Genomic DNA, 20,063 nt, shown 5'->3' with positions numbered 1-20,063 from the left:
TAGAAACCGTCGCATACATATACTTTCAGCCGCATGGCTAAGTGATAGAGGGTGGACCTGGTGACGCCGAATTGGTCAACAAGGTCGAGCAAGTAAATCCCTATTCAGCATCGAAATGCTGACTGTTCACTTCAACGAAAGGTCGCATTCGCTCCTCGTTACTACGAGGTTCATGCAGATATACCAGCAGCCTCACGGCGCTTTTCCACTTCTTTATTCCTTGCAATGATGTTCGCAACTGCCTGACATAGATTATCAATGTCGGCTATAAACGCATCTGGTTCTGGAAGCGGAGGAGGGGCCTCGGCGCCACCCTCGTGAGTAAAATTGGAACAACGAGTCATTCCCGCGAAAACAGCTGCGACGTCGTCATCTTCCACTGAAACCATACGTAGTTTTTTGGTTTCGATTGACCGGCGAAACCGCTTTACTGCGCCGGCGAACATCAATTCTTCAACGAGAAGCTCCCAGGTGTCGCGCATACGTCGATAGCCAGCACGAACCATGTCATTGTATGTCTCATGGTCGTGCTCCTGTTCGAGAGTCTTCTTTGCTTTGGCGGCGAAGGTCTTCAGTTCGTTGACGCGTGCGTCCAATCGCTTGCCTTCAAATGGCAAGGCTTCTCCACAATATCCTTTCAACGCTCCTGCGGCGTAGACATGTCTTTCAGCATGCTTAACTCCGAAGCGTTCGGCCGATTCCCTTAGCGACCATGCGAATGCAAGGTCGTGAGTGAATACGATAACTTGTCGGTCTTTTCCTTCCTTGGCTAGCCTGTCTGCAATACGTTCGCGGCGCACATGGTCTAAGGAGGAGACGGGGTCATCGAAAATGATGCCTGACTTGCCTGGTTCTACCCCAATCTCTGCAAGGAATGCAGCCAAGGCAATGGCACGCTGCTCTCCCTCACTCAATACATCTGACAGCTTGACCTTGGAAAATTGAGAAGAAGCGCCGAGCTTCAACTTTTGAACCCGCATGCCCCTTTGCCCCGCTAATTCCAGGCCAATTTTCACATTGGATAAGCCAAGTTCAGTGAGCTCGCTGGTCAATCTGGAAGTCAGTTCGCCAGTCACATATTTCTCGTAGAGTTCGCTGATTTTCCGGGTAATGCCTGTTGTATTAAATCCGCGAGAAGCTTCGGAAAGGACATGGTCTAGCTGCAATGTAGCGACAGCCTCATGAATTGTTGGTATCAGCGGTCCTAAATTTCGTCGAGCTTCGAGTTCAGCGAGTCTTGCAGTTTTTGCCGCTCTTTCCTCGGGCTTCAATGCTTGTTCTAAAATCGCAGCTTGCCGAGACAAAGTTTCTCGAATTTGTGCGAGTACAGTCGCTTGTGGTGGGGGAAGAGGCGCTATTTCGCCAATCCGGCGCTCTGCCGCCATTTCTTTCACTATCGTCTGGCGTGCTCGAAGTGACTCGATGAAATTGGCGATGGCCGAAATAGCCTCTGGGTGTTTTTCTTTCAGTTCCTCGAATAGGACCTTGTCCGACGGGAAGGTATCTAGTTTTACGCCAGCAATGTCCTTGTAAATACGGGTCGCTTTTTCCCTCGCCTTTGCAAATTTTGTCTGAGCATCTGCTTCAAGGAACTGCAGAAATTTCTGAAGGCGTTGGTGAGCGTCTGCCGATAGTGGTTGCTGGCAAAGTACGCAGCTTGCTCCATCCTCTGGGCCTGGCAAGCCGATTTCAGGGTACGGTCCGCTAGCAGCGAATGCCATTGCGCTTCGTAGCAGAACTTCCCAGGGTTCACTACCAGTTCCTTCTAACGCCTTTCCGCCTTCACGTAATTCGTCAGCAGCAATCTTCGATGCTGCCTCAGTCGTGCGCAAATCAGTGAGAGCAATTCGCAGCTCGTCGATTTTGACGTCCGACAACGCTAGTTCAAGCGCCTCCAGTTCTGTTTGAACATTCTGAATACGAGATGCCAGGCGTTTAAGGGGCTGCGCTTGCTGCGCCGGGTCTTCTTCTCGAAGTTGCTTAATCAAGGCGGAAAGCTCTGTTTGTTCATCACCGGTCAGCACAGCGAGCTCGGTTACCTGCTTGACGTCAGTCTTACGGCTCAGGCCAGAAATCATTCTGCCTACACTGTGGGTCCCTGCTAATGCAGCAAACTTTGTTCTATCAAGTTGCGTGCGGGCGCGCTCCGTGTCTACTAGTTTTTGTGCATCCTGCATCGCCGACGCTAGAATTTTCAGGACGTCCATGCCGAAAGGTACGTATGAAACTTCGGCTTGGTCGTCTACAAACACGCGCGCACAGAGCGAGTCGAAGACGGCAATGCGAGACAGTGGTGCAGGAGAGGTCGTGCCGTCAGTCCAACGGGCACTTTCTTGCTTCCCATCTGCGCGCCATTCAAGAAATGCACTGGCAGGCACTATTTTCCCAGGCGGGGAGAATACGTTTGGAACGATGGCCTCGTTGTTTCGTGCCCTGCAGGCTTTCTTCAGCGCGCGGGCGTAACCGGATTTGCCGGCGCCGTTGTATCCATAGATGATTGTTAGCCCATCTGCCTCGAACGATAAGGTTTGAGCTGAATCGATGGCATTTAGATGTTGAGGCTCTTTGAGCGCAAGCAGTGCAACGCTGTTTACGTCGTCACGTGGGGCGGGCAAGGTGCTTGCATCTAAAACTTGAGGCTGAGGGGCACCATCTGTTTTTAGGCCTAAATCGGATTTTGCAAACAAAGCCATGTCTTGAACATCTTTCGGCGATAGAGCGCCGGCCTCGAAGATTTTCCGAAGTGCATCGGACATCCAGGCCGGTTGCCCTCTTGACCATTGCAATATGTCTGCTATCACACTCATTGACTTTCCCCATGTAGTTTTAATGTCAATTTGGCAAAGAAAACACGCCACAGCAGCGTACTTTAAACCTCGCAGAGGCACAAGAATTCATCCCTATTTGCCTAGCTTGTTGCGAATCAAGTTGAGTTTTTAAAACCTAAAAATAAAGTGTAATAAATTTCCTAATAGAAAGTTTGTATAATGCAATTCTTTCATGAGGGAACTACTAGATGGCAAATTGGGAAAAGCTTGTTAAACAAGACCCGGTAGCAACGCTGCTCTCTTCGATGATGAGCCTTTATGTGAATTATCCAATTACGCGATTGGTGGGCAAGGAGGAAGCTAAAAGCCTTCCTCCTGCAGAGGCCATGATTTTGTCTCTCATGTGCTTGAAGGGCCAATACAGCAGCATCGGCTTGCACATGGAGCTTGGCATGATTTACGGCATCATGGACCGTCAAGATGCTCGCCAGTTTGTCGAAATCACCCTGGATAGCTTGACTTCGCTCGGCTATCTGAAGCTGGCAAGTAAAGAAGCAGAGCAGGTCTATCAAGAGCACGTTGTGGAAGGCGAGTGGGGCCTGCCCGAATTGCCTTTCGTCGTTACAGCAACTGGCGCGAAGCGTATTGGCTCATTGGTCGCAAATCTGACCGGCGCCAAGTTTGCCGATGTCGTCAAGAAAGTGCAGAAAGACTCTAAGAACGCAGGCGCAGCCTGGCTGGTTAAGCACAGGAACTTCAAAAAACAAGAGGCTGCTACAGTGAAAAAAGCTGAAGATGCGAAAAAGGTGGTTGCGGCGAAGAAGCCAGCAGCAGCGGCGAAGCCCACCTTGAAAAAGCCTGCTGCAGCAAAAAAGCCGGCAGCCAAGAAATGACCATCTAAGCAGTATGTAGCACGTCAACAATGGCCGCATTTGCGACCATTGTTTCGATTGCGTTTTATGAATATGGTTGTTTCTTGTCCTGGCTAGCCAGCTCATAGAGAGTTGTTCGGCTCACGCCAAATTGCCGCGCAAGGCTAGCCACTGAAAACTCCCGGTTTTTCATCATGGCTTTTGCCATACGTGCTTTCTCGGCATCCAAGGCCGGCGGCCGTCCTCCTTTCCTCCCTCTGGCGCGAGCCGCTTCCATGCCAGCCTGCGTACGCTCCAAAATCAGAGACCGCTCGAACTGCGCCAGCGAAGCAAAGAGGTGAAAGACCAATGTGCTTGTTGGTCCAGATGTGTCTATGCGTTCGGTGATGGAGCGGAAGGAGACTCCTTTGTCCTTCAGGTCCTCAACGATTCGAATCAGGTCCTTGAGATTGCGCCCCAACCGGTCGAGGCGCCAGACAACCAACTCGTCGCCTGGTCGAAGTGCTTTCAAGCAGTGTTCCAGCTCTGGCCGGTTAGCGGACTTGCCGCTGGCCTTCTCCTCATAGATTTCGCTCGCACCTGCCAATCTCAACGAATCGAGCTGAAGGTCGAGGCTTTGCTCACTTGTACTGACCCGCGCATATCCGATAACTGCCATTGCATACCCTTTTCCGAATGATGATTTGCGTACGGGAATCCGTACACTTTAAGAGGTATAGAGCGGCCGAAATCGATGTTTGGCGGAGGGTGTCCGGAAAACCACCGGTTTCCGGACGTCCGTCAGCCGCGAAGTGTTGAGGAGGGCTTGACGTGCCTCCACTCGAGTAGGGTAGATTTGTTGGATGAATACTCGAGTCAAAGACATCATCGCCAAACTATATCGTCCTCCGGCCCAGGGGTGGCAGGCCTTCCCTCTCTCCAGGGAAGATGCTGAGCGGGTGCCGTGTATCGATAGGGCGCCATGATTTCCATCACGGCGCCAAAAAAAGGGGCCAGCGCAGCTACCTGAGTACGAGCATCTCTTGCAGCTCAGCTTCGCAGATGTCGACTTTCTGTCCACGGAGCTGTCCTCTCGCGCGGCAGAGAAACTCCCGGCCGCAATGACGCAGGTCGACGCCGAACGCTTCCTTCAGTTTGTCCAAGCGCCTCCAGCGTCCGTCCATAGCTTGGTCGTTCATTGTGAAGGTGGATTTTCGCGGTCAGCGGGTGTCGTTGCATCATTGAAGCAGCTGTATGGCTACGAGGTAGAGGATGTGCGCCTGGTAAAAGCAAATCAGAGCGTGGTGAAAACCCCTTTAGAAATGGCGAATGGGAAGGGCGCAAGCGGCGCCGCTAGCTGCTGGCAAGCGCCCTAGATTGCCTTTTGGGCGGCAGATTGGTAACCTATTTGAAAGAGCCTCTCCAGCCGACTCGTGAGGCCGCCCTCCAAGCTCCGCTTGGGCTAGCAACCGCTAGGTAAGAGGAGTCGGACCCGATGTGCCAGAAGCCCCGCTAGTCGGGGCTTCAGCCTTTGGAGGCGCATGATAGAAGTTTTTTTGAGGCTATTGGCTCAGCTTCCAATTGAGGATAGAGCAGTCAAGGCGATTCCCTTGGGAATTGGACCATCAGAACTAGAAAGTAGTTGAGGAAAGGAGCAAAACGCCTTCGGAAGCTTTAATTCAACACAGAAGAGTTGACGGGCTAGAGGCAGATTCCCTTGGGAAACGAGAGAAGTAACTTTGGGGCTGAAAATCTGCATGTAAAACAACAAGATTACGGTACATAAATGACACAAAAAAATGAAGCACTTCGCCTCTTAGATGAGTCATTAAAAGAAATTGAGTCGTCGAGGGGTTCCGTCTTATCCGCTGTTCAGAAGCTCTTGAGGGCATCTGCTCTGGTCAATAATCATGAGGTTCAGTATTGGTGTGAAATCCAGTTGGGGAATAGTCGTTTTGTTGGGCCGCTGAAGAAACTTTACGACCTAATTCGTGCACCAGATGATGGTGACAAAGAAAAAAAGCAAAAGGCGATTTATGCAGCACGAGAGACGCTCGACGAAATGGGCCTTAAATCCGGCACTCACTATAGCTCTGAGGAATTTCAGCTAAAGATTGACGTTGGCTCTGGCGGTTATGAAGGTATTGCATTCATTGAGGAGCGCTATGCAGACCTTGTGCGAACAAAAAAAGGGAACGATGGTACTTACTACAAGAACAATTTGTTGAGTCATTTAAACTACGTAAAACAGAAAACTCATAGCCACGCTTCTGAATTATTTAATCGGTTGAAATTTTCCGGTACGGTTACCAGTTGCTTCGATGTATTGAAATCCGCAGTTGATGACAAGCTGTTGGACATCAATCCAATGCTGGCAGAGCAGTTGATGCTTTCGTTTAAGGGGGTCTCAAGTGCGAAAGATGAAGAATGGTCGCAGGCTCTTACATCAAGTCGGAGGTTCTTGGAAGGGTTAGCTGACCAGTTGTATCCGGCAAGTACCGAACCTACGAAGGGGCGGCCGCTTAACCAGGCTCAATACGTCAATCGCCTTTGGGCATTCATGGATAAGGCCATTGAGTCCGATAGCAACAAAGAGCTCGCAAAAGCACATGTAGATTTTTTAGGTGCTTGGTTAGAGAAAACAAATAAGATTGCGAATAAAGGAGTGCATGCGGAAGTAACACAGCTCGAAGCAGTGAAGGCGATATTTCATCTTTATTTGGTCGTTGCCGATTTGCTTGGATACATCGATGCAGCAAAAGAACCAAAAGCTCAGTTAGATATTAATTCCGCATCACTCGATGAACTTGAGACCCTCTTGAATGTGACTCGAGCAACTGCAAAAGAAATTTTCAAAGCTCGATTAGAGCATGGGAGGCTTGACAAGTCTTTACTGGAAAAAGTACCTGGAGTGGGGGCTAAAACTCTTGCGAAAGCAGTTACCGTGTTTTCACTCTAAGGATTGAGATGGCGCGGAAAATCTTCATAGATAGGGGGAAAAAATGAGGTCTTATGAACAAAAGTAGCGCGCCGCGTCGCCCACGAAAAACCCGACGTTCAAAGCAAGAGGACGTCGAATTCTCTAAGAAAGAGGAGAGTACCCGTAAATGGCTTACGGATAGTTTCGTACTTCTCAATGAGCTCAGGCGGAAAGATAGAACGTTCCACGGGTTGGCTAAAGAGTTCAGATTCTGGAAGGAGTCCTTGCTAGCGGGATACGTAAAGTCCAAGGACATCGCACATCCGCGTGATAGAGGTGCTGTACGAGAGGGGATTCTAAGAAGCTTCCTAACAAATAGCGGCTTCCTACCCAAAAAGTATGGTGTGTCGAAAATGAGTACACGCGTTGCTTCAACTAGCGGACACATAAGCAACGAGCTCGACCTTGTCCTTTATGATGCTGAAGAATCCATCATTTTGATGGAACAAGAGGAATCGTTCCAGGTTCTGCCCATCGAGAGTACGTACGGAACAATTCAAATCAAATCGCGACTGAATAGAACGGTTCTGCGCGAGGCGTTCGAGAACATTGCGTCGTTCAAAAGGCTTAAACCGTCACATAAGCCCACAGTCCAATTTTCGAATTCCCGTAGGCCAAACAGTTTGCGTCCGTTTGGATTAATCTTTGCCTACGAGAGTGAGTTGTCTTGGGCAGACCTTGTCGCCGAGCTGAAACTGCTTTATTCCGAGACGGAGCAGCATCTTGTTCCCAACGCCATCGTCGTGCTATCGGATGGTCATTTCATGGTGGGTGACGGGCAACGTGCCGTACTGTACAACCCAGATATTGCCCAACTTTCCAAGCCTGTTATTTTCGGCTTTCCGGACCGGGCAAATGATGTTTTGCACTCGTTCTATTCCATGTTGATGGAGTTGTTGCGTGCAACTACAGTCAGTGAGGTCCCATTCAATGGTTACTACGACGTTCCTTTAGTCGCTGATAAATACTCCTACGAATTTATCTTTGGCCCATTCGTTGAAGTTCTTAAGTGTGCGAAGCACGGTCCATTTGCGAAAAAAATTTCCGTGCAAAATATGGAGAAGCTGATTGCTTGGTGTTCGGAGTCAACTGCATTCAACTGGATGCAGCTGGACGCGGAAATCTTTATGGGTAGCTCGGGTGAGGAAAACAGAAGGGAGAATAGCCACAATGTTTTCGTATACAACCCAGAAGCACGTCCACTCTCTCAGATTTTAGCCAACGATAGGGAGATGACCCTACCAGATGGTGAGAAGGCCGTAGCGAAGGTGCTAGCTTATGACGCTGTTCATCTGCTGAGCACAGGGCAGCGAATCCTAATTCCACAGCATTACATGCCAGTAATCCTGGACCCGTGCCCAAAGTGCAAGTCATGGGAAGAATTTTCGAAAAACAATATGCCTGTGCTCGAGGATGACTCTAAGTAAGCAAAATGCGTCGGACTCTGGCTTGTCTGCTGGCAGTCTCACTATCGAAAGTAAGACGCGCAATGGTCTTTCATGTCGGTCACATCAGGCACTACCTCGTTGAAGCCTGCCGGCTAACTAGATTTTATTGTAGGAATATCGAGATGGCATCTCCCTTAGCCTCGGCTATAACGAGTGTGGATTATACGTGGCAAGGCACGTGCTGCTGCAGCGAAGCCTGGGCTCCTCGCATGCACGGGAGGGGGCACGAGCCCTATAGACCGTTCTAGGGGGGGGCTGCGGGCAGACCGCCAACTGTAAATCACACACATGTCGAAAGACACGCAAGGGGCGCCAACCTCGTGTACACCGCCTTAGCTGCATGCCGGGTAATACTGGCTGGTGCGGCTGAAACTGGTGCCGGTGGCGGACCTGCCTCTTTCGGCCCAACCCGTCCAGGATGACGTGTATTGGGCGACTCGAAAGGCTGTGCAGTTTTTTTAGCAGCAGCCAGTAATTGCCGAGTCTGTTGATTGCCGGCACCCCTAGTGCATCAAATCATGGTGCTAGAGTAGCCCTATACATAAATGGATGATTAGCCCAACTCGAGAAGTGCTGTCATCCTGGTGTGGACTCGGCATACAAGACTAACTCACAACCCGTCTCAACGCATGATTTCCGGTCAGTCGGTCATGCCGGGGTTGCGCTCATAAGGGGGGCAGCATACGTAGGCTGCCCCTGCAGCGTTTTATATTTCCTTACCAAGGGTCATTAAAATTCGACCCGTAGAAATTTCCGTATATATCGACACCATTGTGCATTGGCATACCGTTTGCACAATTGACGGCTGGTTCCCAATAATCATAGCTATCGACGCTAGATGACGTATCCGACTCCGATTCATAAATTGCATGGTCGTACGCTTTGATAGCGCTCTGCTTAATACTTGGAGTGTAGTTTGCACTTATCTCTTCCGGTGCATTACGGTATGAGATGCTGGTAGCTGTCGCTAAGATTGCTGCCCCGCTTGAGGCGGGCAGCAGTCTCGCTGGTTGAGTTGATTTCATTGAGTTAGGCCTCTTCTTTTCTAAGTACATCGTGGTGTTCCGAGGAGCCCACCCTTTGTTCCTTTTCTTCATCCGTAATATCAAATAGATGAAAAACGTGGCGATGGTGCCAGCGGCAATGCTCGCAATAAGAGTCAGTCGTTGCGTCAGATTTCGCTCGTCTTTGCGCTTTTGAGCATCTCTAAGTAATTGCGCGTCGAACGATGGGGTGCTAATTGCAATGAACTTGTCTTGGTCACCGCCTTCAATTCGCATGTGCCAGTCGCCCACATTGAAAGACTTGTCTTTTTGAGACTTGGCACGAGATGACTTCGCTAGTCTCTTCAGCATCTCCGTTGGCGAGTTGCTCGCCCATATGAACACGGCTGTAAGCCTCTTTTTCGCGTCGTACAGCAGGATGGCGGAGCCTTTCATATTGCCTACGATTGGTCCTTCTACCCATAGAGCCTCACCACCAGAATAGTCGACTGCGGCTTTCTCGATGCTGAAGCTCTTTGGCGGTAACTTGGCACCATCCTCTAATGTCGATTTCCCCACAATCTGATTAGCGATTTTGATGTTTGCCCAAGCGTGCTGTGCAATCATCAATAGAAGAACCGTGAAGAGTGATGTAAGTCCGCTTATCAGTGAATGGCGATTTGGAAAGCGCATCGTATAAACGCTAATTTGCTTCATTGCTATTCACATCTTTGTCTATCTCTCGGCCGGTCTGTTTCCCGGCCAGCTCAGCGCCTAACTGGTCCGCCAATATTTCGATTGCGTCACTAAGCAATGCTTGTTCGTACAGTTCATTGTCACCATGTCTTGGCGGCTGTTGACGCTGTTCGCAAGGTATGGTGGTGCGTATGCAAACTGTGTTGACTTTTGCAAGCCAGGCGGGATGATTTTGTAATGTCGCTTCCATATATTTGGCGTCGCGGAAGATGAAATAAATAGCGCATTGCCTAACGTTAACAATTGAATCTGTCAGCGGGCAACAGCTTTATCTGCGCAGTTGGCAAAGGGCGAATTTAACGGTATACGAGTTGTTGTATCTGCGGTACACGGAGGCGGTGTTATTGTGATGGTGTCCCAGATAGCAGTGACGAGTAGGCGTGGTTTGAGTTGAGACGACTTTCCAAACGTCTCGAAGTCACTGCACCATGCGAGAGCCGGTTGATTCGCGCGCACCCGAAGGGACCCGGAGCGCTCTCGCGCGGAGGGGTGCCGGCCGCCCACGGCCAGCATGCACTTAGGGGGGAGCCAAGACCAGGGAGCCGGCCTCACCGGCTAGTCGCCCAAGCGACGACCTGGTCTTGGGGGGACGATAGTCCCACGGCCCCGACTGCGGTCGGGCAACCGGGTACAGACCGGCGCCGACCCGGGCCCCGCCGCCGGCTTGCCGGTGGATGGGAGGGAGGTGAGCCCAAAGGGCCGCGACACCTCTGGTGGAGGGCTGGCTGTAGCCGGTTGCCCGAGCGCAGCTTGGGGCCGCAGTGACACGGCCCACTAGGGCCGAGTCTTTTTTAGGGCGTCCAGCCCGTTAAAAAAAAGACGCTGTCACGCAAGGGAGATTTATCTCCCGAGCAGCCTCCGATAGGGGGCGAAGGGTAACGTCGGAGACGTTACCAAGGCTATGGGTGCATATATGTTTCCGCGCGTTTCTCTATACAGATACACATATCACTTTAGAGAACGCGATGAACAAAAGAGACCAAGGGCAGGTATATCGGGTACATGCATTGATGACGCTGGCACATCTGGGCTACGCGACTACACGGCAGCTTGCGCGCATTGTGCATCGACTGTGTTCGATGTCTACGCGCAAGATGATGCTGCGGACGATTCAATGGCTGCAAAAGGAACGCCTGGTGGTGACTCGGCGAGAAGGTGATAGCGTTGCTGGAGAGACGCTCGTTGCACTTACCGCCAAAGGGGCGGCATGGTTAGCGGAACACGGCGAGCCTATGGTTGGGGGAAAGGCGCATGCGAGGGATTGGCTGCGTCATGCGCATGGTCATCGAACTGCGTGCAACAGCGTCTATGCGGCTTTGTGCGGGTTGATACCCGAACCGGGTGGGTGGTCTGAAATCGAGATTCGAAATCGAAGTTCTCCCCTCACAGAGTACCAGTTTCAATTCGAAGGCAAGTCGACGTCGAAGATTCCCGATGTCGTCATGCAATTGCACGACGGCGGATTAATATGGGTCGAGGTCGAAAATAGCTGGCGTAGCGATAAGGATATGCGGAAGTTGCACGCGTTCATGCGCTCTGTGTTTCGAACTCCAGGACAGGTGCGCACCCTGTATTTCATCATCACTCGCCCTGGCGCCAAAAGTATCGGTGACCGACTTCGGCGAATGTTATCGCACCCTTCAGATTCCGGCTTGCCGCTCCAAGTGAAGGAGCTGGATTCACGGATTTTGGAAAAGCACATCAAAGTCTTCCTGCTGGATGCCGAGGTTTTAGAGCTATTGCCTGTCGCCGTCTGATGCCTTTGCTGAGAAAATGGCAGTCCGAGGGCTGCCATTTTCTTCATGCGGCTATAGCCTTTCGTTGCTTCCTCACTCCTTTAGGTTCAGGCCTTCGAGGCTGGCCGCCAGTGTAAGGTTGCACTCCTCCGTAAGCAACCATCACTCCCACCAGAATCTCCAGATGGGGAAATTTACGAACAAATGCATCCGGATTCGTAAGAACAATTCCGGGTGGAAGTTTTCCGCTGGTCTCCACATTCAAACCTGCGGCCATCAGCATGCATCTTTGTGCTTGCTGCATTTCGGGGGTGACGTATTTACCTCGTCTTCCAGATGGACGTGGCAAATTTGACGCAGCCTCTACCGTGAGCGTCGGATGTAGTTTCGCTTTCAGAACCGTCGATAGGGCCTCCTCAACACTCTTGTGGTGTCCGAGCGCAACCATGGGATGACGGCCTGTGGGGAACCAGTGCTGTCGCTTCCATCGGCCCAGCGACATCGACTCATACGCAGGAATTTCGATAGGGTCTGCTGAGGCGGGTTCGCCATTGGTGTACGGCTGGACTCCTTGATGGGCAAGCATAATCGGAACTACATTCGCCAGATGCGGAAACGTCGCTAGGAACAAATTCACATCGCAAATTTTGATATGTGCAGGAAGTTCGAATTCGCCGCATTTCTGAAGACCGGCACTTAGCATAAGGCGGGTATCTGCCAGATATTCACTGGGGCTCGGAGATTCATGTTCATCGAGCATATCCAAATTCATATGACATGCGGCTTCCACGGACTTCGTCGGTGTAATGCGGGCCTCAAGCACGGCACGTAGTGCCTTTTTCACAGTATCAAACTGTCGCACATGCCATGTCGCACTGGTTCTGATTAACTTTTCGTCGGTGTATTCGTCTTCGGAGAAATCTTGAAAACCACCTTGAATCAGTTGAAATGTGGGTTTGGACTGCGACGAGAAGTGCGTGGGACGTGGCAAAAGAATCTCCTTGAGAGTTGGTGAACTTTATCAAAGAGATTCGCCCAGGACAGGGGGAGGAACGAATCGTAAGGGCACGGACGGATTCCATCACAGTATTAGCTGTGCCGTCGCATCTAAGTGCTAGAGGGCATTAATCATATCCGCCGAAATTGTTTCCTGTCAACAACCATTCGGGCACTGGAACTCATCACTCAGGTTACAAAGCCTCCAACTTCCCGAAGCAGGGATAAAAAAATACTTACCTTAATTTACTGATGGTTCCTGCAAGTTAAGTGCATTTATGCAGAATCACCAAAAAAGTTGCGTGCTTATACTCAGTGCAGTCATATGACTGTATGACATAGGAACGAGACAAGTGCTTCCCCTTCTTTCTCCTCACGACCTGGCCAAAGTGCTGGGGGTCGCAGAGCAGACCATCTACAACCGTCACTCCAATCGTGACGACCTTCCGCCCAGCATTAAGCTCGGCCGACTCCTACGGTTCCGACGCGAGGATGTTGACACCTGGCTACAGCAAAAGCTGTTCGAGTGCACTTCCAAATCCACACCAAACGCTAAGCAGATTCCAGCCGTCTGCCGTTCGTATCAAGAAAATCATCAAAAATGAGCAAGATTCCGCCCTTCAACCCTATTGAGTTCGCTGAGCAGCTTGACGCGACTAATGATTACGCTGTCCATGATGGGCAGATGCTGCACTGGTGTGGAACGCACTGGAGAACCGTCCATGAGGACGACATTAAGAGAAAGGCACTTCGATGGTTGCGTCAGGATACCGTCTGGCCTGTGTCTGCCTCCAACGCACGTTCGGCTTACGAAACGGCTTTGCTCCATTTTCCAACACTGAAGACTCCGGATGCGGAATGCACCATCATTCCCTTAATGAATGGCTACCTGCATATAGAAGATGCCATCATGCGTTTGGAGCCGCACGACAAAGCGTGCGGCCAGATGTATGTGCTGGACTGCAGTTATGACGCCGGAGCACCAGCACCGACAGAGTTCTCAAGGTTTCTTGCGCGAGTCTTGCCCGATGAGGCAGTACGTCAACGCGTACAGGAATATGTCGGGTACACGTTGACTGCCGACGCTCGACATCAGAGGGCTCATTTATGGCTGGGAAGCGGAGCCAACGGGAAGGGTGTGCTAGCGAATATTGTGCAAGCACTTCATGCTCGAACAGCAGCTGTGCAACTAGACAATCTGGAAGGATTCTCAATGTCCGATATGGTCGGCGCGTCGCTACTTTACTGTGACGAAGCGCCGCTACGGGGTATCAACGAAAAGATATTGAAATCAGTTATCGCGGGGGAAAAGGTCTCAATTGATATAAAGTACCGCGCCCCTATCAGTACTTGCCTCACCGGTAAACTTTTGGTCTTGGCCAACCATATCCCTGTGGTGACAGACCAATCGCAAGGATTTTGGCGTCGCTGGGATATCGTACCGTTTGATGTCGTAATTCCCCCTGCCGAGCGGGACTCGCTGCTAGCGAAACGTATTATCAAGCACGAGCTTACAGGCGTATTGAATTGGGCTTTGGAGGGATTGATGCGTTTAGTTGCTCGAGGTCGATTTGACGAGCAATTACCCTTCGCAATACAACGGGCAAGCGAAAGTGCGAAGGTAGAAACTAACTCCGTTGCTGCTTGGGTTAAAGAAGCGGAGATTGAGTTGTCGACTGTGATTGATACGTCAAAAGTAGTTGTCTATGAGCACTATGCCGCTTGGTGTAAAGCAAATGGGATGATTGCTGTCGCATCCCCCCAATTTTGGAAACGTATCCCGGATGTGCTCGGTGGCGCAATATTGTTCTGTCGCCACAAACAAGCAGGGGGATACAGACGGGACTGCAATATTCGCTTATCTGCAAATTAAGGCTACAGTCCCTGGTTGCAAAAAGTGTCGGTGTACGCGCCGCTTTTCTTGATGACCAAGATGACCAGCTATTTTTCTAAACTCTTATTTTTTCTCCCTTCGTACCGTATTTAGGTTAAAGGGGGAGAAGAAAACAGGTTTTCAAAATTACTTGGTCATCTTGGTCATCTATAAAGTGACGCTGCGCGGCGGCAGCCAGGGGGCAGAGCAACGCACTACATCATCACGACGCTGGCCCCGATATTCCGGTGGAAATTGTCCCAAATCGCTCTTCTAGGCTAGTCGGTTATATTTTTTTCTGACGCAATGTCAGCTTTTTGCCCCAAAATATTATCGCCGTTACAATTGTATGCGTATCAATGGGAGCGATGGGAGGCGGCGCTGAGCAGGGGCGTAGAGCGCGTTGAGACATCGCAGGGCAGTTCTTGAACATATACCGGATGGGCTAGGCGTCTCGTCGACGTGTGAGGCTCATTCGTCAATATCAAAAAGATAACAAAATGACCGCAACTCAAAATGCATCCGTGATTGGAGTGCTAGATTACATCAAGCACGTTGAAAAGCTCACCAAAACCGCGCCAATTGCAGTACCCACGGAATACTTTGCCGCTCTCGAATCTGATATGCGTGCAATTCCAGGGCTTGAGTTCAATCAGGTCGAAAATGGCGACGACGTGTGGTTGCATGTTCCGCGATTGATGGAAGTCAACCCACCGCAGCCAGAAGAAAAGCTTGCGAAGTGGCTCGTACTTTCGAAGTCTCCCAGCAAAGAGCCAGAACTGCGTACAGAAATTGCTGAGAAATCCTCCCATAAGAAGGATGCCGTGGCTCTTACTTTGAAGCTGCAGGACCACCCTGAGGTCAGAGAGCTTTTTGACTGGTATGTGTCGCATCTTTGGAATCCTTGGGCTTTGGTCGAAAAAGAGCGGCGAAAGACGATGGCCGTCTATACAAAGCTATTTTCACTTCAGCAGCACATGTCGACAGAAGGTGCTGAAACGCCTATTGAGCTAGTCTGGGGTATTGGCCACACTGTATGGCGGCCAGAAGGTAAGGGCAGGACTATCAAGCATCCCCTTATCACTCAGTTGTGCGATTTGACGCTGAACAACCGCACCTATGCCCTTGAAGTGCGTCCGCGAGATATGGAGCCAAGGCTAGAGTTGGACTGTTATGCCGAAATAGAGAATGCTGGAGTTCCAGCCGTAATGGGCTTTTGGAAGGCAGACCAGGCAGCAGCGGCGAATAACCTGACTCCGTTTGATTCTTTGACTTTTGAGCGGGTATTGAAGAATGCGGTGGCCAACCTTGACGCGAATGGACATTACCTGACGCCAGATGACCGTGTCATGCCAGATGCGACCGAGAAACTCTGCGTCACCGATACTTGGGTGCTTTACGCTAGGAAACGCTCAGAGCATATTCTATTGCAAGACATTGAGCGGCTTATTTCTAAGTTAGAGGATAACTCTGAGGTGCCGGACGTTATTCGTGGATTTGTCGAACGTGGTAGCGCACAGGTCAAGGCACCTGACCCGATTCTCTTTAGAGGTTTGTCATCAAGTAGCTCAGCAGACGGGGTACGGGAGTTGTACTTTCCAATGCCCTATAACGATGAGCAAGTCGCTATCGTTCAGCAGCTGGAAACCGGAAATGGTTCGGTTGTGCAAGGGCCGCCAGGGACGGGCAAGACGCACACGATTGCAAACATTATCAGTCACTACTTGGCGCAAGGCAAACGTGTGTTGGTGACTTCAAAGGGAGAGGCAGCTCTTTCAGTTGTTCAAGAAAAACTTCCTGAGTCGATTCGGCCGCTCTGCGTCGCACTGCTTTCGGAAGATAAGGCTGGCATGAAGCAGTTTGAAGCCTCCATTCAAGAAATCGCCACGCGTGTCAGCTCGTTACAACCGGGACGGGTTGCACAAGACATCAAAAACTCCGAACAACAGTTGGACGAGCTACATCGCAAGCTCGCCGCGATAGATTCAAATATTGCGGAATTTGCGAGACAGCATATGACTAAGTTTGTGTTGCATGGGCGGGAGATGAATCCTCCTGACTTGGCGCATTTTGTTCTGGAAAATGAAGATAACTTTGATTGGCTGGATGATTCATTAGACGCCGTCCGAAACGGGAACGTACCGTTTGCAGAGCACATCATCGCAGATGCACACAGTGCGCGCGTCGCTCTCAAGGGCGATTTGGGCTATCTGCTAGCAAAGCTCCCATCTGTTGACGACTTCTGCTCTGGCCCCGAGTTGGCAGCACTGCACGACGATTTGGTACGAGCTCGCCAGATTGAGTCTCAGGTTAAGGCGGGGGCTACATTGCCGCTGACTGATGCCACTCCTGAGACATTGATGAGGGCACAGGAGCTGGTTCCTTTCCTAGAGTCCTATCTGGAACTCCAAACAGAAATTGATGCATATGACGCGCCATGGGTCTCTAATTTGTCAAAGGCATATCAAGAGACACAGCCTGATGTGGTGCTAGTACAGCTTGGCGAACTGATTGCGATAGTGGAGGCTCTGGAGGTCGAGCGGAAAAATCTCATGACGGCCCCGGTGGAGCTTCCAACGAATGCTGAATCGAATAGCGATTTCATGGAAGCTTTAGGTCGTCTCATCCAAGGGAAAAGTGCTTTCTCACTTCCGTTTGGAAAGAAAGACGCGCGCGACATTCTCGGTTCGATAACTGTATCTGGTGCCAAGCCCGCTGGTGCTGAGGGGTGGAAAGCTGTTGCGGCAACCTGCCAGCTAAGAAAGGATATTCGGCAACTCGTATCGCGATGGAATGCCGTGGCTGCCGAATATGACCTTCCAAATGTGGATGCTGACTTTCAAGCTTTACGTTGCCTAAATGAGGTCGCCAAGAAAGTGACGCGTCTCAAGGAGTTTGTCCAAGGATATGAACGCGCGTTGCCCGCCAAAGTCGAGTCTGTATTTGGTAAGCGAGTGCTTGTAGCTGGTGAGGAAGGGGCCGAGGTGCTGCTCTCAGCGCTTGCTCAACATCTCGATAAAAATCGCCTTAACTATGCCATTCTGCGAGTTTCAGACTATTTGTCAAAGCTCGAGCAAAAGAATGGGGCTATTACAATTGAGTTAAACGCATTTTTGCGCCACGAACTAGGAAATCCTGAAAGGACTTCAGAATATATCAGTCTCGAATGGACAGATAAATTGGCGGAACTGCGACGTGTTCGCGAACTTAGAGGAATGTTGGACACGGTTGCCGAAGTGGCGGACCAAGTTGAACGAGCTGGCGCGCCACGGTGGGCTGACCGTTTGCGTACAGAGGCTGCCATGGGTGAAGTGGATTTCTTGACTCCATCAAATTGGTTGGAAGCATGGTTCTGGCGCTGCGCCAAAACATTCTTGGATAGCATTGATGTGCACGAAGAGCTCAAAAAGCTGCAGGCTCAGCGGCATGAAACTGAGCGCTCTCTCAGTCGCGTCTACAAAGAACTGATTGCCGCGAAGACGTGGTTGGGCGTCTATCAAAATTCCCCTGAATCGGTGCAACAGGCGTTGCAACAATATCTGAATTCGATTCAATCGGTAGGGAGTGGTACGGGTATTCGAGCAATCCGCCATCGACGGAATGCTCGAGAAGCGATGACTCGTGCTTACTCTGCAGTGCCTTGTTGGGTCATGCCTCAGTGGCGTGTTTCAGAAAGCATCCCAGCTGAATTAGGTCTTTTCGACCTGGTTATTGTTGACGAGTCTTCGCAGTCAGACATTTGGGCCTTCCCGGTGCTATTGAGAGGAAAAAAACTCCTTATCGTAGGAGACCATAAGCAGGTCTCTCCAGGAGCTGTCGGGATGGCGGAAGAGAAGATTAAGGAGCTGCACCACCGCTTCCTGGCCAGCCAGCCTCACGGCTCTGAAATGACTCCCGATAAGTCCATTTATGACTTGGCGCGAGTTGTTTTCGCTGGGAACTCGACCATGTTAAAGGAGCATTTCCGTTGTGTTCCCGCGATTATCGAATTCTCCAAACGAGAGTTCTATCAGCATGAAATTCGACCAATGCGAATTCCTCGCCGTTCAGAGCGTCTCGACCCACCGCTGATTGATGTGTATGTGAAGAGCGGCTATAGAAAAGGGGATTTGAATCCGCCGGAGGCAGACGCAATAGTTGATGAAATCGAACGCATTATTGGAGACCCCACGCTGTCGGGGCGAAGTATTGGCATAGTAACCTTGCAGGGCACCGCTCAAGCCGCCCATATCCATGACCTTGTGCATCAGCGGATTCCCATGAGTGAAATCCTCGAGCGACAGATTATGGTGGGGACGCCTCCTACTTTCCAAGGTGGCGAGCGAGACATCATGCTTTTATCCATGGTGTCCGCGAAAGGAGACAGAGCGACAAGCAGCGCTGCGACATTCGAACAACGCTATAACGTGGCCGCCTCTCGAGCCCGAGAACGCATGATGCTCTTCCGGTCGGTCGATGAGGCTGATATGAAGCCCGAAGACCTGCGCGCAAAGCTCATTCGACATTTTGCTGCACCGTTTAAGCAAGACGCCCAAGAATTGAGCAATTTGCGTGAACTCTGTGATTCAGGCTTTGAACGCGAGGTATACGACGTGCTTACAGAGAAGGGGTATCGCGTCAAGCCGCAGGTTAAAGTCGGAGGTTACAAAATCGATTTTGTGGTTGAGGGCGCAGAGGACCGTAGATTGGCGATTGAGCTCGATGGTGACCGTTTCCACGGACCAGGTCAGTGGCTTGATGATATGACACGCCAGCGCATTTTGGAGCGCGCCGGCTGGACGTTCTGGAGATGTTTTGCGTCCAGTTACTACATGAGAAAAGATGAAGTTCTCGCAGACCTCTTTGCAACGATGGAACGAATGGGCATTGATGCAATAGGTGCTGAAGATGTCGACAATACAAAGTACGTTGAACGTCGCGTTATCGACCCAATAGCATCGGCCGCACTTGAATCAGCGAATGACGACCAACAGGAAGGGAAAGGGGCAGCTGCAGCATGAACCGTCCTTTGCTCAGTCTCTCGATTGTTGACCTCATAGAGAAATTCGACGCGGCAAATGGCGATGTGGCAGTCGCGTTGGAGTTGGTTAAAGAACTTCGCCACCGGAATACTCCGAAAGCCGTCGTGCTGAACAAGCGTGTTTTAGAGGTGTTGGCGATGAATGCGTCGGGCCGGTTGTTTCAATCTCTTTTGCTACCGGAATTGGAGATTTTATACGCATCATTTCTTGATTTGAAGGACGTGAGAACTTCACTAATTTCAGTTCTTGAGACCAGAAATTCTGGTAAATCTAAGAAGTTGTTAGAGTTGTTAAAGACGCAGAATGTGCCGTCATTCCCAACGAGTGAGCGTGGTGCGATTGGGAACTCGCAGGCGAGCGCACGGCCAAAGCCGGCTTTGCAGGTGTCAAAGGGGGAGGCTTCTGACGAAGAAGTAGCGGTCCCCTCTGATGTACGCCAGGCACTTAATTTCTTCGGGTTGCCAATTGATGCTTCGTGGAGCGACATCGAGGCGGCGCGGCGTGCACAGGTGTTTAGATATCGGCCAGGTTCGGGAATTTCAGCGGAGACCGCCCAAAAGGTGCTGAAGGAAATATCAAGCTCTTATTTATTATTGGCTAAACATATGCAAGCTCGGCACTGAATTGGCTTGTCGATTGTAAGCGTTATAC

General features: G+C 50.8%; 12 protein-coding genes. 8 read left to right on the top strand and 4 right to left on the bottom strand.

The window, feature by feature from the left end; translation table 11 throughout:
- Positions 1-170 precede the first annotated feature (170 nt).
- The gene (locus J2X56_RS05660) at positions 171-2,756 is read right to left on the bottom strand and encodes an AAA family ATPase (protein ID WP_310158742.1); all 2,586 of its coding nucleotides are present in this window, start codon (positions 2,754-2,756) and stop codon (positions 171-173) included.
- 260 nt (positions 2,757-3,016) lie between these two features.
- Here J2X56_RS05660 and J2X56_RS05655 point away from each other — a divergent pair, with 260 nt between their 5' ends.
- The gene (locus J2X56_RS05655; protein ID WP_310158739.1) at positions 3,017-3,661 is read left to right on the top strand and encodes a hypothetical protein; all 645 of its coding nucleotides are present in this window, start codon (positions 3,017-3,019) and stop codon (positions 3,659-3,661) included.
- A 64-nt stretch (positions 3,662-3,725) separates the two neighbouring features.
- Here J2X56_RS05655 and J2X56_RS05650 read toward each other — a convergent pair whose 3' ends face one another.
- On the bottom strand, positions 3,726-4,298 hold the full coding sequence (locus tag J2X56_RS05650) for a recombinase family protein (RefSeq protein ID WP_310158737.1): 573 nt from the start codon (positions 4,296-4,298) through the stop codon (positions 3,726-3,728).
- A gap of 1,107 nt (positions 4,299-5,405) precedes the next feature.
- Between J2X56_RS05650 and J2X56_RS05645 the strand changes: the two genes are divergently transcribed.
- Together J2X56_RS05645 and J2X56_RS05640 are read left to right on the top strand one after the other, a co-directional pair.
- On the top strand, positions 5,406-6,578 hold the full coding sequence (locus J2X56_RS05645; RefSeq protein ID WP_310158734.1) for a helix-hairpin-helix domain-containing protein: 1,173 nt from the start codon (positions 5,406-5,408) through the stop codon (positions 6,576-6,578).
- Between the two features lie 53 nt (positions 6,579-6,631).
- Positions 6,632-8,026, top strand: a complete 1,395-nt coding sequence (locus J2X56_RS05640; protein WP_310158731.1) for a DUF6602 domain-containing protein — start codon at positions 6,632-6,634, stop codon at positions 8,024-8,026.
- Positions 8,027-8,763: 737 nt separating this feature from the next.
- Here the strand turns inward: J2X56_RS05640 and J2X56_RS05635 are convergent.
- Positions 8,764-9,747, bottom strand: a complete 984-nt coding sequence (locus tag J2X56_RS05635) for a hypothetical protein (RefSeq protein ID WP_310158728.1) — start codon at positions 9,745-9,747, stop codon at positions 8,764-8,766.
- 1,004 nt (positions 9,748-10,751) lie between these two features.
- On the opposite strand from J2X56_RS05635, the gene J2X56_RS05630 reads away from it, so the two are divergent.
- On the top strand, positions 10,752-11,543 hold the full coding sequence (locus J2X56_RS05630) for a replication-relaxation family protein (protein ID WP_310158725.1): 792 nt from the start codon (positions 10,752-10,754) through the stop codon (positions 11,541-11,543).
- Positions 11,544-11,586: 43 nt separating this feature from the next.
- Here J2X56_RS05630 and J2X56_RS05625 read toward each other — a convergent pair whose 3' ends face one another.
- On the bottom strand, positions 11,587-12,513 hold the full coding sequence (locus J2X56_RS05625; RefSeq protein ID WP_310158722.1) for a hypothetical protein: 927 nt from the start codon (positions 12,511-12,513) through the stop codon (positions 11,587-11,589).
- A gap of 358 nt (positions 12,514-12,871) precedes the next feature.
- Between J2X56_RS05625 and J2X56_RS05620 the strand changes: the two genes are divergently transcribed.
- The 4 genes from J2X56_RS05620 to J2X56_RS05605 all read left to right on the top strand — a co-directional run bounded on the left by J2X56_RS05620 (position 12,872) and on the right by J2X56_RS05605 (position 20,035).
- A complete protein-coding gene (locus J2X56_RS05620; RefSeq protein WP_310158721.1) occupies positions 12,872-13,123 on the top strand; it encodes a helix-turn-helix domain-containing protein in 252 nt (83 codons plus the stop codon).
- A complete protein-coding gene (locus J2X56_RS05615; RefSeq protein ID WP_310158720.1) occupies positions 13,120-14,391 on the top strand; it encodes a phage/plasmid primase, P4 family in 1,272 nt (423 codons plus the stop codon). The genes J2X56_RS05620 and J2X56_RS05615 overlap by 4 nt, the downstream gene beginning before the upstream one ends.
- 500 nt (positions 14,392-14,891) lie before the next feature.
- Positions 14,892-19,391: an AAA domain-containing protein gene (locus J2X56_RS05610; protein ID WP_310158719.1), complete on the top strand. Its 4,500-nt coding sequence runs from the start codon at positions 14,892-14,894 to the stop codon at positions 19,389-19,391.
- Positions 19,388-20,035: a hypothetical protein gene (locus tag J2X56_RS05605; protein WP_310158717.1), complete on the top strand. Its 648-nt coding sequence runs from the start codon at positions 19,388-19,390 to the stop codon at positions 20,033-20,035. The genes J2X56_RS05610 and J2X56_RS05605 overlap by 4 nt, the downstream gene beginning before the upstream one ends.
- Positions 20,036-20,063 lie beyond the last annotated feature (28 nt).

The sequence above is a fragment of the Herbaspirillum sp. 1173 genome, from assembly GCF_031455335.1.
In the GTDB taxonomy this organism is placed as follows: Bacteria; Pseudomonadota; Gammaproteobacteria; order Burkholderiales; family Burkholderiaceae_D; genus Herbaspirillum; species Herbaspirillum huttiense.
The sequence above is the reverse complement of the archived record's forward strand: the minus strand, read 5'-3'. Positions and strand labels throughout refer to the sequence as shown.

Excerpts from the sequence above, each read along its gene's own strand:
- J2X56_RS05660 (WP_310158742.1), bottom strand. The coding sequence starts at position 2,756 with ATGTCCGATGCACTTCGGAAAATCTTCGAGGCCGGCGCTCTATCGCCG.
- J2X56_RS05640 (WP_310158731.1), top strand. The coding sequence starts at position 6,632 with ATGAACAAAAGTAGCGCGCCGCGTCGCCCACGAAAAACCCGACGTTCA.
- J2X56_RS05645 (WP_310158734.1), top strand. The coding sequence starts at position 5,406 with ATGACACAAAAAAATGAAGCACTTCGCCTCTTAGATGAGTCATTAAAA.
- J2X56_RS05650 (WP_310158737.1), bottom strand. The coding sequence starts at position 4,298 with ATGGCAGTTATCGGATATGCGCGGGTCAGTACAAGTGAGCAAAGCCTC.
- J2X56_RS05615 (WP_310158720.1), top strand. The coding sequence starts at position 13,120 with ATGAGCAAGATTCCGCCCTTCAACCCTATTGAGTTCGCTGAGCAGCTT.
- J2X56_RS05605 (WP_310158717.1), top strand. The coding sequence starts at position 19,388 with ATGAACCGTCCTTTGCTCAGTCTCTCGATTGTTGACCTCATAGAGAAA.
- J2X56_RS05655 (WP_310158739.1), top strand. The coding sequence starts at position 3,017 with ATGGCAAATTGGGAAAAGCTTGTTAAACAAGACCCGGTAGCAACGCTG.
- J2X56_RS05610 (WP_310158719.1), top strand. The coding sequence starts at position 14,892 with ATGACCGCAACTCAAAATGCATCCGTGATTGGAGTGCTAGATTACATC.
- J2X56_RS05635 (WP_310158728.1), bottom strand. The coding sequence starts at position 9,747 with ATGAAGCAAATTAGCGTTTATACGATGCGCTTTCCAAATCGCCATTCA.
- J2X56_RS05630 (WP_310158725.1), top strand. The coding sequence starts at position 10,752 with ATGAACAAAAGAGACCAAGGGCAGGTATATCGGGTACATGCATTGATG.